Origin of the sequence: Bacillus sp. A260, assembly GCF_009861435.1 — a bacterium.
GTDB classification, from domain to species: Bacteria; Bacillota; Bacilli; order Bacillales; family Bacillaceae_G; genus Bacillus_A; species Bacillus_A cereus.
In genome coordinates, this window is the sequence record NZ_CP046398.1 from 5,162,560 (window position 1) to 5,177,958 (window position 15,399).

The window sequence follows — 15,399 nt, forward strand, 5'->3', positions numbered from 1 at the left end:
TTCTTTTCCTCCTTATGTGGAACTTAAGGTATCCCAACCTTTCACTATTTCTCAAATTTGGAGCGAATTGCTCCTCTTTCTCGATTTACCGGGTCTTCTTTTTAACAACAAGAAGACGATTTTCTCTACAGAAGTGTAAGTAGCTAGCATGTTCAAGTCTTCTGGACAAACACCTTAAATGAGCTACTTACACTTTATTTGTTTGATACAATTCTCTTACTTAATTAAATCGCCAACAAATTTCGGTAATGCGAATGCTGCATTGTGTAATTCTTTTGTGTAGTATTTCGTTTCGATTTCGTGGAAACGCTCTTCACTTACTTCTAATGGATCATGTTTTTTAGATCCAATTGTGAACGTCCAAAGACCACTTGGGTAAGTTGGAATGTTTGCTGTGTATAAACGAGTGATTGGGAAGATCTCTTTTACGTCTTTAAACACAGTTGTAATTAACTCTGGTGTGAACCAAGGGTTGTCCGTTTGTGCAACGAAAATACCATCTTCTTTTAACGCTTTTGAAATTCCAGCGTAGAAGCCTTTTGTAAATAGGTTTACTGCTGGTCCTACTGGCTCAGTAGAATCTACCATAATTACATCGTATTCATTTTCGCTTTCTGCGATATGTAGGAAACCGTCTCCTACTTTTACTTCTACACGCTCATTATCTAATGCGCCTGCAATTGATGGTAAGTATTGTTTAGAGTACTCAATTACTTTTCCATCGATTTCAACAAGAGTTGCTTTCTTTACACTTGGGTGTTTTAACACTTCACGAATAACACCACCATCACCGCCACCAACAACTAATACGTTTTCAGGGTTTGGATGTGTAAATAAAGGTACGTGCGCTACCATTTCGTGATAAACGAACTCGTCCTTTTCTGTTGTCATAACCATGCCATCTAAAATAAGCATGTTTCCGAACTCTTCCGTTTCAACCATATCAAGTTTTTGGAATTCTGTTTGCTCCGTATGTAATGTGCGGTTAATACGCGCCGTAATCCCAAAATGTTTTGTTTGTTTTTCAGTGAACCATAGTTCCATCGTACAATCACGCCTTTCAATGCAAATTTATAATAGGGACATCATTAATGTCCCCTAACAAAAATAAAACAAAACATCCAAAATGTATAGTTAAAAGTACAAAAATACCGAAAATATATTTTAGTCAGAGGGTTCTAACATATGTGCGGAAAGGGTTTGCACCGTAAAAGGAAAGAAAACCCTTTCTTAAGAAAGGGCTTTTGTCTCTATTTCTACTGGTTTACGAATTGGAATTAGGATCATAATACAACCAACTAACACCACAATTCCACCTACTAAAAACGGACTTTGTGGTGAAACAGTATGACCGATAATTCCTGATAAAATCGGAGCAATCGCACCACCTAACCAACGAACAAAGTTATAAACACCTGACGTAACAGATCTTTCATAAGGTGAAATATCCATTACATAACTTGTGTATAATGCATTGTTTAAGCCAGACGCCAATCCTGATAAAACGATAAGAGTAATTTGTAACCACATAATTTTCACAAAGAATAGTGCAATTAAGAAAATCGCAAATACGAGTAAACTACCCTTCAATAATGTTTTTGGTTCATATTTCCCTTCTAGCTTATGTGCTAAAATTGCAGAACCGTAAGCTAACGCGAGTCCCCATCCGCAAAATACAAAGCCTAATTGAATAGCTGATAAATGCATAATAAGTGGTGAATATGCTAACACGACAAAAAATCCGTAGTAGTATAGCATCCCTGAAATGGCACCTTGCATAAATGGTTTATACTTCACCAGGTTAAGTAATTCCCCTACGCCAGCAGCCTTACGCTTCACTTTTCGTTCTGGTTCTTTTACAAAAAAGAATACTAAAATAAATGCTAAGAAAATTAAAATACTCGTCGCGAAAAACGGATAACGCCAAGAATGACCACCTAATATCCCGCCTAATAACGGTCCGCCAGCCATACCTAAGCCGATAGCTGCTTCGTATAATCCTACTGCTTCATGAACTTCTTTACTTAATGCAATCAATAAAGTCATCGCCGTCGCGAAGAACATCGCATTCCCTAATCCCCATCCAGCGCGGAAAAGAGATAATTGAGCAATCGTTTGTGACATACCACATATAAACGCAAATACAGTCACAATCGCAAGACCGATTGTCATCATCCGTTTATCACCAAATCTCGATGCAAATATACCAGCTGGTAACATCATAATTGCCATCGTTAAAATATAAGCGGTAAATAACATTTCAACTTGCCAATGCGATGCACCAATTTTCTCTGCAATAATCGGCAAAATTGGGTCGACTACTCCTATACCCGAAAAGGCAAGGAAGGTAGCCACCACTGTAATCAATCTCCCTAGTTTTTGTTTGCTCTCCATTTTGATTACTCTCCTTTTGTGCTCTCTAAAAATGTTACTGCACGATGTAAACTATCTTCTAGTTCTGCCTTTACACGTTGCATTTGCTCCATTTTTTCGTCTAACGTTTGCACTTGTTTTTCAAGCATATCTTTAATTTCTTGAATCACTTCACGATCACGAGGATTTTCGCTATTTCTTCTTTGCTCCATTCTTTCTTTTAGTGATAAGAAATGCTGCATTTCTTGAAGTGTGATTCCTAGCACTTCTTTCGCTTCTACAATTCTTTTAATTCTGGAAATATCCTCATCCGTATACAGACGGATATTTCCCTCACTACGTTCTGGGGGATGAATTAAACCAATTTCCTCATAATAACGAAGTGTACGTTTTGTTAAACCGACTTGCTTTGTTACTTCATCAATTTTATACATGTTTCTTCCTCCCTTCACTTGATTATTACATTTTACGTTAACGTTAACTTTTCTGCAACTGTTAGACTTTTGTAAATGTTTGTCATATTCAATTGTATTTTCCCTAAAGCAGTTTCATAATAAAAGAAAAGAGATAATAAGGAGAATTTCACATGAGTAAACCACTTATTTTCGCTCACCGCGGAGTAAAAGGAACACATCCCGAAAATACGATGATTGCCTTCCAAGAAGCAGAACGCATTGGTGCTCACGGAATTGAACTCGATGTCCACTTATCAAAAGATGGTGAACTTGTCGTAATTCACGATGAAACCGTCGATCGTACAACAAATGGCGTTGGACTTGTTTCTGAAAAAACGGTAGAGGAACTACAATTATTGGACGCTGGTAGCTATAAAGACCCTTCTTTCCATGAAGCAAAAATCCCAACGTTACGTGAGGTTTTCATTTGGCTTTCCACAACGAACTTACAACTAAATATTGAATTAAAGACAGATGTTATTCATTACCCAAATATTGAGGAAAAAGCTGTTGCACTTGTGCGTGAATATCATCTTTCTAATCAAATTGTATTTTCATCATTTAACCATGACTCTGTTTCATTATTAGCAGAAATTGCTCCTGAAATCCCAAGAGCAATTTTATATGATACACCACTTGCTGATCCAATTTCCGAAGCGAAACATAGAGAAGCAAGTGGATTACATCCAAACTTCCAGTTATTAACGAAAGAATTTGTGCAGTTAGCACAAGAGCAAGGATATGTTTTCCGTCCATATACAATTAACGAATACAAAGATTTACAAACTATGATTGATTATGGTGTAGATGTCATCATTACCGATTGGCCAGTACGTGCCTTTGAGCTCCTTTCTTAATGGAAGGAGCTTTTTATTTTCGAAATTTCATTGTTTAAAATAAACGAAAACCCTCAATACTAATACAATAACGCTTGTATTAATGAGGGGCTGAAAAAAGATGGATCAGACTATGAATCCAAAACTTAAAAAATATAAACGTCTTTTCTTCACCGCAATGTTTTCGTGCGTCCTTTTCTTCGTTTTTTCTTTTTTTGTTATTATTATAGTTGCAAAAATTATGGGACCTCCTCCTGTTGCGGTCCCGCAAACAAGCGTCTTTTACGCAAACGATGATACTGTTATTGGACAAAGTAACGAAATTCAAAAACGTTACAATGTCTCTCTTAATGAAATTTCACCTTATGTAAAAGAAGCGACCCTTTCTATTGAAGATCAAAGATTTTATAAACATCACGGCTTCGATGTGAAACGGATTGCAGGTGCAATTGTTGCTGATTTAAAAGCGATGGCAAAGGTACAAGGAGCTAGTACAATTACACAACAATACGCGCGTAATCTGTATTTAGATCATGATAAAACGTGGAAACGAAAATTATTAGAGGCAATGTACACTATCCGCCTTGAAGTAAACTATAATAAAAATCATATTTTAGAAGGATATTTAAATACAATTTATTACGGACATGGCGCTTATGGCATCGAAGCTGCGTCCCGTCTATATTTCGATAAAACGGCAAAAGAGTTAACATTAGCAGAAGCTAGTATGCTGGCAGGTATCCCGAAAGGGCCAAGTGTCTATTCTCCCTTTTTGAAAGAGGATCGCGCTAAAGGACGACAAGCTCTCATATTAGATGAAATGGTGAAGCAAGGATATATTACGAAGCAACAAGCAACCTTAGCGAAGAAAGAGACACTAACTTTTGCCTCATTAGATACGAAAAAAGTAGCAGAGGTCGCACCATATTTCCAAGATGCTGTACAAGCTTCGCTTCTTCGTGATGTTGGATTAGACGAACAAGCTTTACAACGAGGTGGCTTACGAATTTATACAACGCTAGACCCTAAACTACAAGCTGTAGCAGAACAAGCTGTAAAGGATCATATACCTGACACAACAAACATACAAACTGCTCTCGTCTCTATGAATCCAACGACAGGTGAAGTGGCTGCTCTTGTTGGCGGAACCGATTATACTACGAGTCAATTTAACAGGGCTACACAGGCCATTCGTCAGCCTGGTTCTACATTTAAGCCATTTCTATATTATGCGGCATTAGAACGAGGATTCACGCCTGCTACGCGCTTAAAAAGCGAATATACTGTATTCACCTTAGGTGACGGCGTTTCAAAGTATAAACCGAAGAACTATAAAGATTATTATGCCGATGATTTCGTAACGATGGCACAAGCTCTCGCAGTCTCTGATAACATTTATGCTGTGAAAACGAATTTGTTTTTAGGAGATGACACGCTAGCAAAAACAGCGAAACAATTTGGAATTAAAAGTGCATTAAAAGATGTGCCTTCTCTAGCTCTCGGTACATCACCAGTAAAACCAATTGAAATGGTTAACGCTTATAGCATGTTCGCAAACGGTGGAAAAGAAGTAAAACCTACTTTTATTCGCCGCATTATGGATCATGAAGGAAATATATTATACGATGCTCATTTAGAGAGTAAACAAGTTCTCGACAAGAGTAAAGCGTTTGTAATGGAAGAAATGATGACTGGTATGTTTAATAAGAAACTAAGCAGTTATGCTGCTGTAACTGGCCAATCGATGTTATCCAAACTATCAAGAACATATGCCGGCAAATCTGGTTCTACTGAAACGGATAGTTGGATGATCGGATTTACTCCGCAAATCGTAACAGGGGTATGGGTCGGATATGATCAACCTAAATCTATTTCAAACGTAGCAGAACAGGGGTATGCGAAGAAAATATGGACTGATACGATGGAGAAGGGCTTAGATGGACAGCCTAAAAAAGAATTTAAACAACCAAGTGACGTCGTAGCGGTTAATATCAATCCAGAGAACGGTAAAATTGCTACAAAAAATTGTCCTATTTCTGTGAAAATGTATTTCGCTAAAGGTACCGAACCGACTGAATATTGTATGGATCACGTCGATGATAAAGAAGAATTTGAAAAAACGACTGAAGAAAAGAAAAAAACAAGTTGGTGGAAAAAATATCTTCCTTGGTAAAAAAAATAGCTGACGGGCATCCGTCAGCTATTTTTTATTCACTTAATAATGCACGGCGCAATTCTTCACTAGATTCGTTCCAAATCGCTTCATTATGTTCTTTCAAGAACGTACCAAGTACCTTTTTAGATGATTCATCCATATGGTCAACCATAATGTGACGCTTCAATGATTTATCCATTTTATTTACGTGTTCTGGAAGTGATTTATATCCGCGGCGAATCTCACGGTCAACTGTCATTTCACAAGCTGTTACACCTGCGTAATACGCACCTGTCGCAGTTCTTTCAATTGTTACCCAAACAAGCCAAAATGGTTTTCCATTTGGAACTTCATCTTTATTTGTTAAAAACTTAATACCTTTTTCTACTGTACTACGCGCATGCATCGCACCGATATCAACGAATGCAGTCTTCTCTAGTACATCAACAAATACGGGTGAAATGTTTTCTAAGCTTAATGCTCCAACACCAAATCCACCATGTCCATCTGTTGAATCATTTTTCACGATATTAAAACCGATTTTTTTCTTTTTCTCTGTCATATGTAAAATCCTCCTCACTTAAAAATTATAAAAGGCCAAAAATAGGCGCAATGATGCTGTCTAAAAATACAAATACATGCGGAATAACTACCTGGAAAATAGGTTGAATTGTGTAATTACTAAGCGGTGTAATAACGAGAATTAATAACGCAATTGCCCCGTATTTTTCATACTGTGTCATTTTCGCGCGAATATTTGCTGGCGCTAAATCTTCCACTACGCGATACCCATCAAGTGGCGGGATTGGTAATAAGTTAAATACAAGTAAAACGATATTCAGCATAATAAAAATCTGGAAAAATTGAGCTAACGTATCTGCCACTGCAGATGGAATTGAGTATAATACACCAAATTTTAATAAGCTATACCAAATAATTAAACCAATTGCACTTAAAATTAAGTTACTAATCGGCCCTGCAATTGACACTAATATACCTGCCAGACGCGGTCTTTTAAAGTTATATGGATTAACAGGAACTGGTCTTGCCCAACCGAATCCAAGAATTAATACTGCAATCAAACCGATAGGGTCTAAATGGGCCATCGGTGATAACGTTAAACGCCCTTGTCTCTTTGCTGTATCGTCCCCAAATTTATATGCAACATATGCATGTGCAAATTCATGAACGGATAGTGCAATAATAATTGCCATTGCTACTAACGGAATTTCGTGCAATGGATATCTAAATAACTGATCCATACTTCATCTCCTCTTCCATATGTCAAAAAAAGAAATTATTTGTTTTTTCGATTGTTCTTCCCCATAATCCGCTATAATAAGAGTGTAACTTACATAAAAGGAGCGATTGTACATGCCATACGTAACAGTGAAAATGCTAGAAGGACGCACAGAAGAACAAAAGAAAGCTCTTGCTGAGAAAGTAACAGCAGCAGTAAGCGAAACAACTGGTGCTCCTGAAGAAAACATCGTTGTTTTCATCGAAGAAATGTCTAAAAACCATTATGCAGTTGGCGGAAAACGCTTAAGCGACAAATAATTTCAAGTTTTTTCATAAGAGGCAGCCATTAGCTGCTTCTTATTTCTTTCCTTCTAACAACTCAATAATTCTCTCTTTATATTTTCCTTTTCTTCCATCTTCATAGATTAAATCATGTGGATAGAATAGCTTTTGATCCGTTCTTTTCTTACCTGTAATCGCCTCAACAATATCCGACTCACGTGAAAGCTCTCTAAGCTCTCCGTTTGGCATAAGAAGTAGGATTGGTAGACGCTCTTCTTCTTCTCCTGCACGATAAAAGTCATACGGTAAGTCTGATGTTGAATCAACTACTAAATAATACTCCGGATCAAGTCCAATCTTTTTAAATAAACTACTTAATTCCATCCAATTATCTAAACCGTGTTTATCTGTAAACTCTACATATTTAAATAGATTTCGATTCATAAAACGGCGGCATAAATCGCTTAAAATTGGATCTTCTTCTTCCTGCCATACTTGGAAGTAGTAATACATAACGTTCTCGTCTAACTTTAAATAATCCTCTACTGTTACTTCTTCTTCAAATAAAGAATAGAAATGAACAGGATGATTTTTAAATGTATAATACTTCTCGTGCAGTGATTTCGCACGGTGTAAAATCTTCGTTAAAATAACTTCTGCACTTCGCGTTACCGGGTGGAAATATACTTGCCAATACATTTGATAACGACTCATAATGTAATGCTCAACAGCATGCATACCACTATTTTTAATGACTACTTGATTCCCATACGGACGCATTACACGCAGTATACGTTCCATATCGAAGTTTCCGTACTTTACGCCTGTAAAATAAGCATCTCTTAATAAATAATCCATACGATCCGCATCAATTTGACTCGAAATCATACTAATCGCTAATTTATTAGTAGACGTTTTTGCAATTACATCTGCTACCTTTTGTGGAAACTCCTTATCAACACGACTTAATACATCATTAATCTCCGTATCGCCAACGATAATCTTTTGCGTAAATTTCTCATGATCTAATGAAAATACTTTTTCAAACGAGTGAGAAAATGGGCCGTGGCCGACATCATGAAGTAATGCCGCACATAAACATAACAATCTATCTTCAGCATTCCAATTTGGTCTGCCATCAAACACATCATCAATCATACGACGAATAATTTCGTATACACCTAACGAATGAGTAAAGCGACTATGCTCTGCACCGTGAAATGTAAAAAATGTCGTTCCAAGCTGCTTAATACGGCGCAAGCGTTGAAATTCTTTCGTTCCGATTAAATCCCAAATAACACGATCACGCACGTGCACATATTTATGTACTGGGTCTTTAAACACTTTTGTTTCGCTGAGTTTGTCGTTTAAATATACCACTTTCCGACATCCCCCTTTCTTTACTACATTCTTACTTTATATTATAAACGAAATGAGAAACAGAAAGAAATGAAAGACTGTATTAATTCCCTTTATAAAAAGAAAAAATCACCTTTACCGAAGTAAAAGTGATTTCCTTTATACATTATTTACCTAAAACGAATTCAGCAACTTCGTCTAAGATCATATCTTTCCCAAGTGGGAAGTAACCTTTGTTTAAGTCTTCATTTTTAATTGTAAATACGTGGTTGTTTTTAACAGCGTTCATGTTTTTCCAAATTGATTCTTCTTGGAATTCTTTCAAGCGCTGAGAACCGTCACCAGTTGTAAACACGAATAAGTAATCTGGGTTGTAATCAATTAAAGCTTCTTTTTGTACTTGTACTAACGGTTTATCAGTTGGTGTACCTTTAACTGCTGGTAGTTTTAAATCATTAAAGATTACGCTACCGTAACCGTAGTCACCGTATACACGGAAAGCATTTGGATATGCAGCCATTTTCATAAATGTTGCTTCACCAGTTTTAGCGACGATTTTGTCATGTAATTTGCTTGCTTTTTCATCATACTTTTTGAACCATTCTTTTGTTTCTTTTTCTTTACCAAAGATTTGACCTACTTCTTCAAATTTTGGACGCCATTGATCTAATGGAGTGTTTAACATAACTGTTGGTGCAATTTTAGATAATTGATCATAAATCTTTTCTTGACGATTATTTACAAGAATTAAATCTGGTTTTGCAGCAGCTACTGCTTCGATGTTAATTTTATCGCCCCAAGCAGAACCAACTGGTTTAACGTCTTTTAGTTTCTTTTCAATATGTGCATCAATTTTTTCTTGAGATGTATTAGCAGTAATAACCGGTTTCATACCGAAAATTAATAATTCTTCTGTTGAACCACTAAGGTCAGCAATTTTCTTTGGGTTTGCAGGAATTTTAATTTCCCCTTTTGCATGTTTTACAGTGCGCTCTTCAGTCTTTGCATCTGATTTCTTTTCTTCTTCTTCTTTGTTAGAACAAGCTGCAAATAGTACAGAAGTCACAACTAGTACCATTGCTAATAGTGCCATTTTAAAATTCTTCATGTTCCCACTCCTTCTAGCTGTATTTATCTTATAAGTTACAACGAACTATAAGAAACAAAGATAACAATTAATTAATATATATTTATTAATTGTTGTTAATAACCCATTCTAACGGGCGTTCAACTTCCCATTCTTATATAAGAAGCTCAACGTCCATTAGAAGTCCCCCTCTTCACGAGGGGGTTCTACTTATGCTTTTTTACGCAATTGATTACTAATCATCGCTAAATCATATGTTAAACAAATTGGCTTACAGTTTACTGGACATGGAACGATTTGAGCTTCAATCTCAAATACGTTACGAAGTGTTTCACTTGTCATAACTTCATCTGGCGTTCCTTGTTTCATTAACTTACCTGCTTTTAATGCAATCATATGATCGGAGAAACGGGAAGCGTGATTTAAGTCATGGATAACCATAACAATCGTTCTACCTTCTTCTTCATTTAACTTTTTCAATAAGTTTAATACTTCTAATTGATGAGCCATATCTAAGTACGTCGTTGGTTCATCCAATACAAGTAATTCTGTTCCTTGTGCAAGAGCCATTGCAATCCAAACACGTTGACGTTGACCGCCTGATAGCGCTTCTGCTGGACGATTCGCAAATTCTTTCATTCCTGTCACTTCAAGTGCCCAGTTAATGTAGCGATAATCCTCTTCTTTCAACGTGCCAAACCCTTTTTGATGAGGGAATCTTCCATATGACACAAGCTCAAATACAGTAAGACCCGTTGGCACTTCTGCAGTTTGTGGTAAAATCGCCATTTTCTTTGCAATTTCTTTCGTTGGCTGTTTCTCAATTGCTTTTCCGTCAAGATAAACAGTACCTTGCTTTGCCTTCAAAATACGAGACGCCGTTTTTAATAATGTGGACTTCCCACAACCATTTGGTCCAATAATTGTTGTAATTTTCCCTTCCGGAATTTCAACTGTTAATCCATCAATAATTAAACCTTCATTATAGCCAACCGATACCGCATCCACCGCTAAAGTTGCCATACGAAAAGCCTCCCTTTATTTTGTCCTCATAAGTAAATAAATAAAATACGGTGCACCAATTACAGAAATAACAAGACCGACTGGTATTTCTGAAGTTGTTAGTACACTTCTTGAAATTACGTCTGCGAATAAAAGTAAAAACGTTCCTATTAGCGCAGCTGTGGGCAACATAATTTGATGTTTACCACCAACAAGGCGCCTTGCTAAATGCGGGGCCATTAAACCGATAAAGCCAATTCCGCCGGCAACAGCAACAGATGCCCCCGCTAAACAAACTGCAATAAATAATAATTTACGTCTTTCTTTTTCTACGTTTACACCAAGGCCAACTGCTGTAGAATCGCCTAGGTTCATTACATTTAATATGTGTGCTTTACTTATAGCAAGCGGTAAGAAAATAACCATCCATGGAAGTACACTTAATACGAATTTCCAATCTGTACCCCATAGACTTCCCGCCAGCCAAATCGTAGCAAAACGAAAATCGTTAGATGACATCTTCATAGAGAAAATTAAACTAACAGCTCCAAATCCAGCTGCAACGGCAATACCGACTAGTATTAATCGAGTCGATGAAACGCCGTCTTTCCATGCTAGTAAATAAATAATTACCGCTGCTAATATCGCTCCAACTAGTGCGAAGAATGGGAGAATGAATACAGATAAAAATGTACCAGTCCCTACTTTCCCGAAGAAGAAGTAGACGAATATAACAACTGTTAATCCCGCTCCAGCATTAATACCTATAATACCTGGATCAGCAAGCGGATTTCGTGATAAACCTTGCAAAATCGCGCCTGACATAGCTAAAGCAGATCCGACTAGTATAGCAATTACCATACGCGGCATACGGAATTCAAATAAAATAACAGACTGATCTTCAGCCCCTAGTCCAACCAATGACTTTAATACGTCCATTGGCGGGATTTTAAAAGTTCCTGTATTTAAACTAATAAGAAATATAGAAACGATTAGTCCTACTAAAATCGTTAATATAGAAATGTTCTTTTTTGTTAAGACACTCGTCCTCACATCTTTCCTCTCCCTTCATTACGTGCTAAGTAGAGGAAGAATGGAACCCCAATTAGCGCTGTAATTGCTCCAATTGGCGTTTCAAATGGCGGGTTAATAACGCGAGATAACATATCTGCACATTCAATTAACAGCCCACCTAAGACCGCAGAACATGGAATAACCCATCTATAGTCCGAGCCTACGAGGAAACGAGTCATATGCGGAATTACAAGACCAACAAATCCAACTGATCCTGCCATGGAAACTGCGGAACCCGTTAAAACAAGAACAAGTACTGTTCCGATAAATTTAATCAATGTCGTATTTTGACCAAGTCCAATCGCAATTTCTTCACCGAAGCTCAAAATTGTAATATATCTCGACATCATAATTGCGATAAAAAGACAAATAAGGCCAATTGGCACTAACATATTAATACTTTGCCATTTCACTCCAGCGACTCCGCCTGCATTCCACATACTCACCTCTTGGGCAAGATTGAAATACAATGCGATTCCAGATGAAATTGCCCCTAATAAAGCACTAATAGCTGCACCTGCTAAAGCTAATTTCACAGGTGTTAATCCACCTGGTGAAGAAGATCCAATTCCATATACAATGCTTGCACCAAACGCAGCTCCAATAAAAGATGCGATAACAAACATTAAATAAGGTGAATTAGGGAAAAATGCATACATAATTGCAATTCCAAATACAGCTCCATCTGTAATCCCCATTAACGATGGTGAAGCAAGTGGATTTCGCGTCATACCTTGCATAATTGCTCCTGATACCGCTAAAAAGGCACCTGCAACTACGCCCCCTATTGCTCTAGGCATGCGAAGCTCTTGAATTACGTTATGATGTGTAATAGACCCATCAAACTGAAATACAGCTTGCCATACAGTCTTTAAACTAATATCTGCAGCCCCAAAAGAAATAGAAACTGCCATGCTTAAAGCTAACAAAATTGTACCCGCTACTAAAATAATAGAAGCGATGAGCGGTCTGCTCTTAATCTCTTTAACATTCTCTTCTTGCTGTTCTATACTGCTTGCGCTCGCTTCCATCCCTCAACCATCCTAACCAACAACATATATTTATTGAAATGAAATTTATTCTCAAATAGTAATAAAAAAATTAGGTGAATTGTTATTTCCCTGATAATGATTCTCAGAATCAGACACTTCTATTCTACCTATCGCTTTAAAAGACTGTCAACCATTATTTTGAAATATAAATTTATACAAATTGGTATTTTAATACAAAAGTTATGTTCATCCTTTAGAAAATGTTCGTCCACACAAGAGTACTTTCGCAGAATAAATCATTCCTCTTATGGGCATAAAAAAAGAAGAGTAATCTTTTCACTCTTCTTTTTCTTACTTATTTAACTTTGCTTCAATTTTCACGATTAACTCATCTTCTGTTGGAGCCGCAACTGGACGGTTATTTACAAATGCGAATGATTTTTTACGACCAGGACCACAGTAAGACTGACATCCAACTTCAATCGTTGCACATGAATCTACTTTTTTTAACTTCGGAACTAACGTTTTAATGTTCGTTGCCTGACAGTCATCGCACACGCGAAACTCGTTTCCCATTACATAACACTTCCTCTATTTTAAACTTTTCTCAAGTACATTTAAAAATAAACACTAAATGGTATTTTACCGCTCTTTGAAGCTCGTTGCAAGTTTCCCTACAAAGCCTATTCTCTACATAATGATACATATTTATATGCTCTCCTACAGAAGCGCTCACCATTCATGGGAAAATTTTTACCTTTCATCGAAATCTACCATATTTTTAAAAGCTTTGTATAAAAGTTTATTTTTTTGCCCATTATAAAAATAGGAAGTTCATAAAAAGAAAGGGAGTTGAATCTATGAAAGTAAGACAAGATGCTTGGACAGATGAGGATGATTTATTACTTGCTGAAACGGTACTTCGTCATGTTAGAGAAGGAAGTACGCAATTAAATGCATTTGAGGAAGTAGGGGATCAGTTAAATCGTACATCTGCTGCTTGTGGTTTCCGCTGGAATGCTGTTGTTCGCTATAGCTATGAACAAGCTCTTCAACTAGCAAAAAAACATCGTAAAGATAAAATGCGTGCTGCAAGCGGTGAACAAGCGAAAAAACGTTTACTTTATACACCACCAGCTTCAGATTCGATAACTGATTATGAAGAATTAGTACAAGAAGAATCAATCGTACAATATAAAGAAGCTATTCCATATCAAGAATCTACTGCTCCTGCTGCAAGAAGCTCTATGACAATGCAAGATGTTATTTATTTTTTACAAACAGTCGGATCTTCAAATATAAAAGTGACAGCTCTTGAAAACGAGAATACGAGATTGAAACAAGAAATTAAAGCACAAATCCTTCGGAATGAGGAACTAGAAAAGAAACTAGAAAAATTAGAAAAGCAATCTCATACTGTACAAGAAGATTACGAAACACTTATGAACATTATGAACCGTGCTCGTAAATTGGCAGTCATGGATGACGAAGAACGTTCTCAAACATCTTTCCGAATGGACCGAAACGGTAATTTAGAAAAAATTGCAGAATAAAAAGGATGCATGTAATGCATCCTTTTTATTCTTTCACCTTTAAGCTCCCCCTTTATATGTGAGAAAACTCCATTCTTCATTTTTTGCTATAATAGAGATTGTCATTTTAAAGATAAGGGGTTAGTTATATGAGCAATTCCCGTTCCATTTTATCTCAGCCAGAGTGGCGCATTGTAGATCAGTCTAGTTTGGGACCAACATTCCATGCACTTCAGTCATTCGCAATGGATGACACATTATGCACAAGCATTGGAAATGGCAAGTCAGCCGCAACAATGCGTTCTTGGGTTCATCACAATACAATTGTCCTTGGCATTCAAGATTCACGCCTTCCGCATTTAGAAGAAGGTATTTCTTTTTTAAAACAACACAACTTCAATGTTATTGTTCGTAATTCTGGCGGGCTTGCAGTCGTGCTTGATGAAGGTGTTTTAAACGTATCACTTTTATTCCAAGAAACAGAAAAAGGTATCGATATTGATCTTGGATACGATACGATGTGGCATTTAATTAAGGAGATGTTAAAGGATTACAACGTTACTATCGAGGCAAAAGAAATTGTTGGCTCTTACTGTCCTGGTAGTTATGACTTAAGTATTCGCGATCAAAAATTCGCTGGTATTTCACAACGTCGTATTCGCGGCGGTGTCGCTGTCCAAATTTATCTCTGTGCTACCGGAAGTGGCTCTGAGCGTGCCGCACTCGTTCGTGATTTCTACAACCTAGCAATTCAAGGGGAAGAAACACGCTTTACGTACCCTGAAATTGTACCAAGTACGATGGCCTCACTCTCAGAATTACTTGGCGAAACCATTACAGTACAAGATTTAATGATGCGTCTTTTAAAAACATTGCAGCAATTCGCTCCAAAGTTAACACCATCTCAATTAACAATAGATGAGATTCCTTTATATGAGACGAATTTACAACGTATTATTGATCGTAATAATAAAGCACTTGGCTTAGAAAAATAAAGACCGTCGCTATTA

At 37.0% G+C, this 15,399-nt stretch carries 16 protein-coding genes; 5 read left to right on the top strand and 11 right to left on the bottom strand.

What is annotated here, in order from left to right; genetic code table 11:
- Window positions 1-216: 216 nt before the first annotated feature.
- From speE to GD442_RS26220, 3 genes are all read right to left on the bottom strand, one after another.
- Window positions 217-1,044 carry a polyamine aminopropyltransferase gene (gene speE, locus GD442_RS26210; protein WP_000424696.1) on the bottom strand — a complete coding sequence of 276 codons (828 nt, stop codon included), beginning with the start codon at window positions 1,042-1,044 and terminating at the stop codon, window positions 217-219.
- A gap of 186 nt (window positions 1,045-1,230) precedes the next feature.
- Window positions 1,231-2,394, bottom strand: coding sequence for an MFS transporter (locus tag GD442_RS26215; RefSeq protein WP_000444228.1), 1,164 nt, complete (start codon window positions 2,392-2,394; stop codon window positions 1,231-1,233).
- Between the two features lie 5 nt (window positions 2,395-2,399).
- Entirely contained in the window at window positions 2,400-2,807 is a 408-nt protein-coding gene (locus GD442_RS26220; protein WP_000276577.1) for a MerR family transcriptional regulator, read from the bottom strand.
- Window positions 2,808-2,959: 152 nt separating this feature from the next.
- Here GD442_RS26220 and GD442_RS26225 point away from each other — a divergent pair, with 152 nt between their 5' ends.
- Window positions 2,960-3,685: a glycerophosphodiester phosphodiesterase gene (locus GD442_RS26225; protein ID WP_000042778.1), complete on the top strand. Its 726-nt coding sequence runs from the start codon at window positions 2,960-2,962 to the stop codon at window positions 3,683-3,685.
- A gap of 100 nt (window positions 3,686-3,785) precedes the next feature.
- Window positions 3,786-5,837, top strand: coding sequence for a transglycosylase domain-containing protein (locus GD442_RS26230; protein ID WP_000372959.1), 2,052 nt, complete (start codon window positions 3,786-3,788; stop codon window positions 5,835-5,837).
- Between the two features lie 34 nt (window positions 5,838-5,871).
- On the opposite strand, the gene GD442_RS26235 is transcribed toward GD442_RS26230, so the two are convergent.
- On the bottom strand, window positions 5,872-6,381 hold the full coding sequence (locus tag GD442_RS26235; RefSeq protein ID WP_000136678.1) for a YwhD family protein: 510 nt from the start codon (window positions 6,379-6,381) through the stop codon (window positions 5,872-5,874).
- Between the two features lie 25 nt (window positions 6,382-6,406).
- A complete protein-coding gene (locus GD442_RS26240) occupies window positions 6,407-7,081 on the bottom strand; it encodes a site-2 protease family protein (protein WP_000372445.1) in 675 nt (224 codons plus the stop codon).
- Between the two features lie 112 nt (window positions 7,082-7,193).
- Here GD442_RS26240 and GD442_RS26245 point away from each other — a divergent pair, with 112 nt between their 5' ends.
- Window positions 7,194-7,379, top strand: coding sequence for a 2-hydroxymuconate tautomerase (locus tag GD442_RS26245; protein ID WP_001147171.1), 186 nt, complete (start codon window positions 7,194-7,196; stop codon window positions 7,377-7,379).
- Window positions 7,380-7,418: 39 nt separating this feature from the next.
- On the opposite strand, the gene GD442_RS26250 is transcribed toward GD442_RS26245, so the two are convergent.
- From GD442_RS26250 to GD442_RS26275, 6 genes are all read right to left on the bottom strand, one after another.
- Window positions 7,419-8,723, bottom strand: coding sequence for an HD domain-containing protein (locus GD442_RS26250; protein WP_000262730.1), 1,305 nt, complete (start codon window positions 8,721-8,723; stop codon window positions 7,419-7,421).
- Between the two features lie 145 nt (window positions 8,724-8,868).
- Window positions 8,869-9,810, bottom strand: coding sequence for an ABC transporter substrate-binding protein (locus GD442_RS26255; RefSeq protein WP_000787717.1), 942 nt, complete (start codon window positions 9,808-9,810; stop codon window positions 8,869-8,871).
- Window positions 9,811-9,999: 189 nt separating this feature from the next.
- Window positions 10,000-10,812, bottom strand: a complete 813-nt coding sequence (locus GD442_RS26260) for an ABC transporter ATP-binding protein (RefSeq protein WP_000212068.1) — start codon at window positions 10,810-10,812, stop codon at window positions 10,000-10,002.
- A 15-nt stretch (window positions 10,813-10,827) separates the two neighbouring features.
- Window positions 10,828-11,844 (bottom strand): FecCD family ABC transporter permease, encoded by a 1,017-nt coding sequence (locus GD442_RS26265; protein ID WP_001260756.1) that lies wholly within the window; start codon window positions 11,842-11,844, stop codon window positions 10,828-10,830.
- Window positions 11,841-12,896, bottom strand: a complete 1,056-nt coding sequence (locus GD442_RS26270; protein ID WP_000388293.1) for a FecCD family ABC transporter permease — start codon at window positions 12,894-12,896, stop codon at window positions 11,841-11,843. The genes GD442_RS26265 and GD442_RS26270 overlap by 4 nt, the downstream gene beginning before the upstream one ends.
- 312 nt (window positions 12,897-13,208) lie before the next feature.
- Entirely contained in the window at window positions 13,209-13,433 is a 225-nt protein-coding gene (locus tag GD442_RS26275; protein WP_000526071.1) for a YuzB family protein, read from the bottom strand.
- A 284-nt stretch (window positions 13,434-13,717) separates the two neighbouring features.
- On the opposite strand from GD442_RS26275, the gene GD442_RS26280 reads away from it, so the two are divergent.
- Together GD442_RS26280 and lipL are read left to right on the top strand one after the other, a co-directional pair.
- The gene (locus GD442_RS26280; protein WP_000868358.1) at window positions 13,718-14,410 is read left to right on the top strand and encodes an RsfA family transcriptional regulator; all 693 of its coding nucleotides are present in this window, start codon (window positions 13,718-13,720) and stop codon (window positions 14,408-14,410) included.
- Between the two features lie 128 nt (window positions 14,411-14,538).
- Window positions 14,539-15,384 carry an octanoyl-[GcvH]:protein N-octanoyltransferase gene (gene lipL / locus GD442_RS26285; protein ID WP_000071944.1) on the top strand — a complete coding sequence of 282 codons (846 nt, stop codon included), beginning with the start codon at window positions 14,539-14,541 and terminating at the stop codon, window positions 15,382-15,384.
- The last annotated feature ends 15 nt before the right edge of the window (window positions 15,385-15,399 follow it).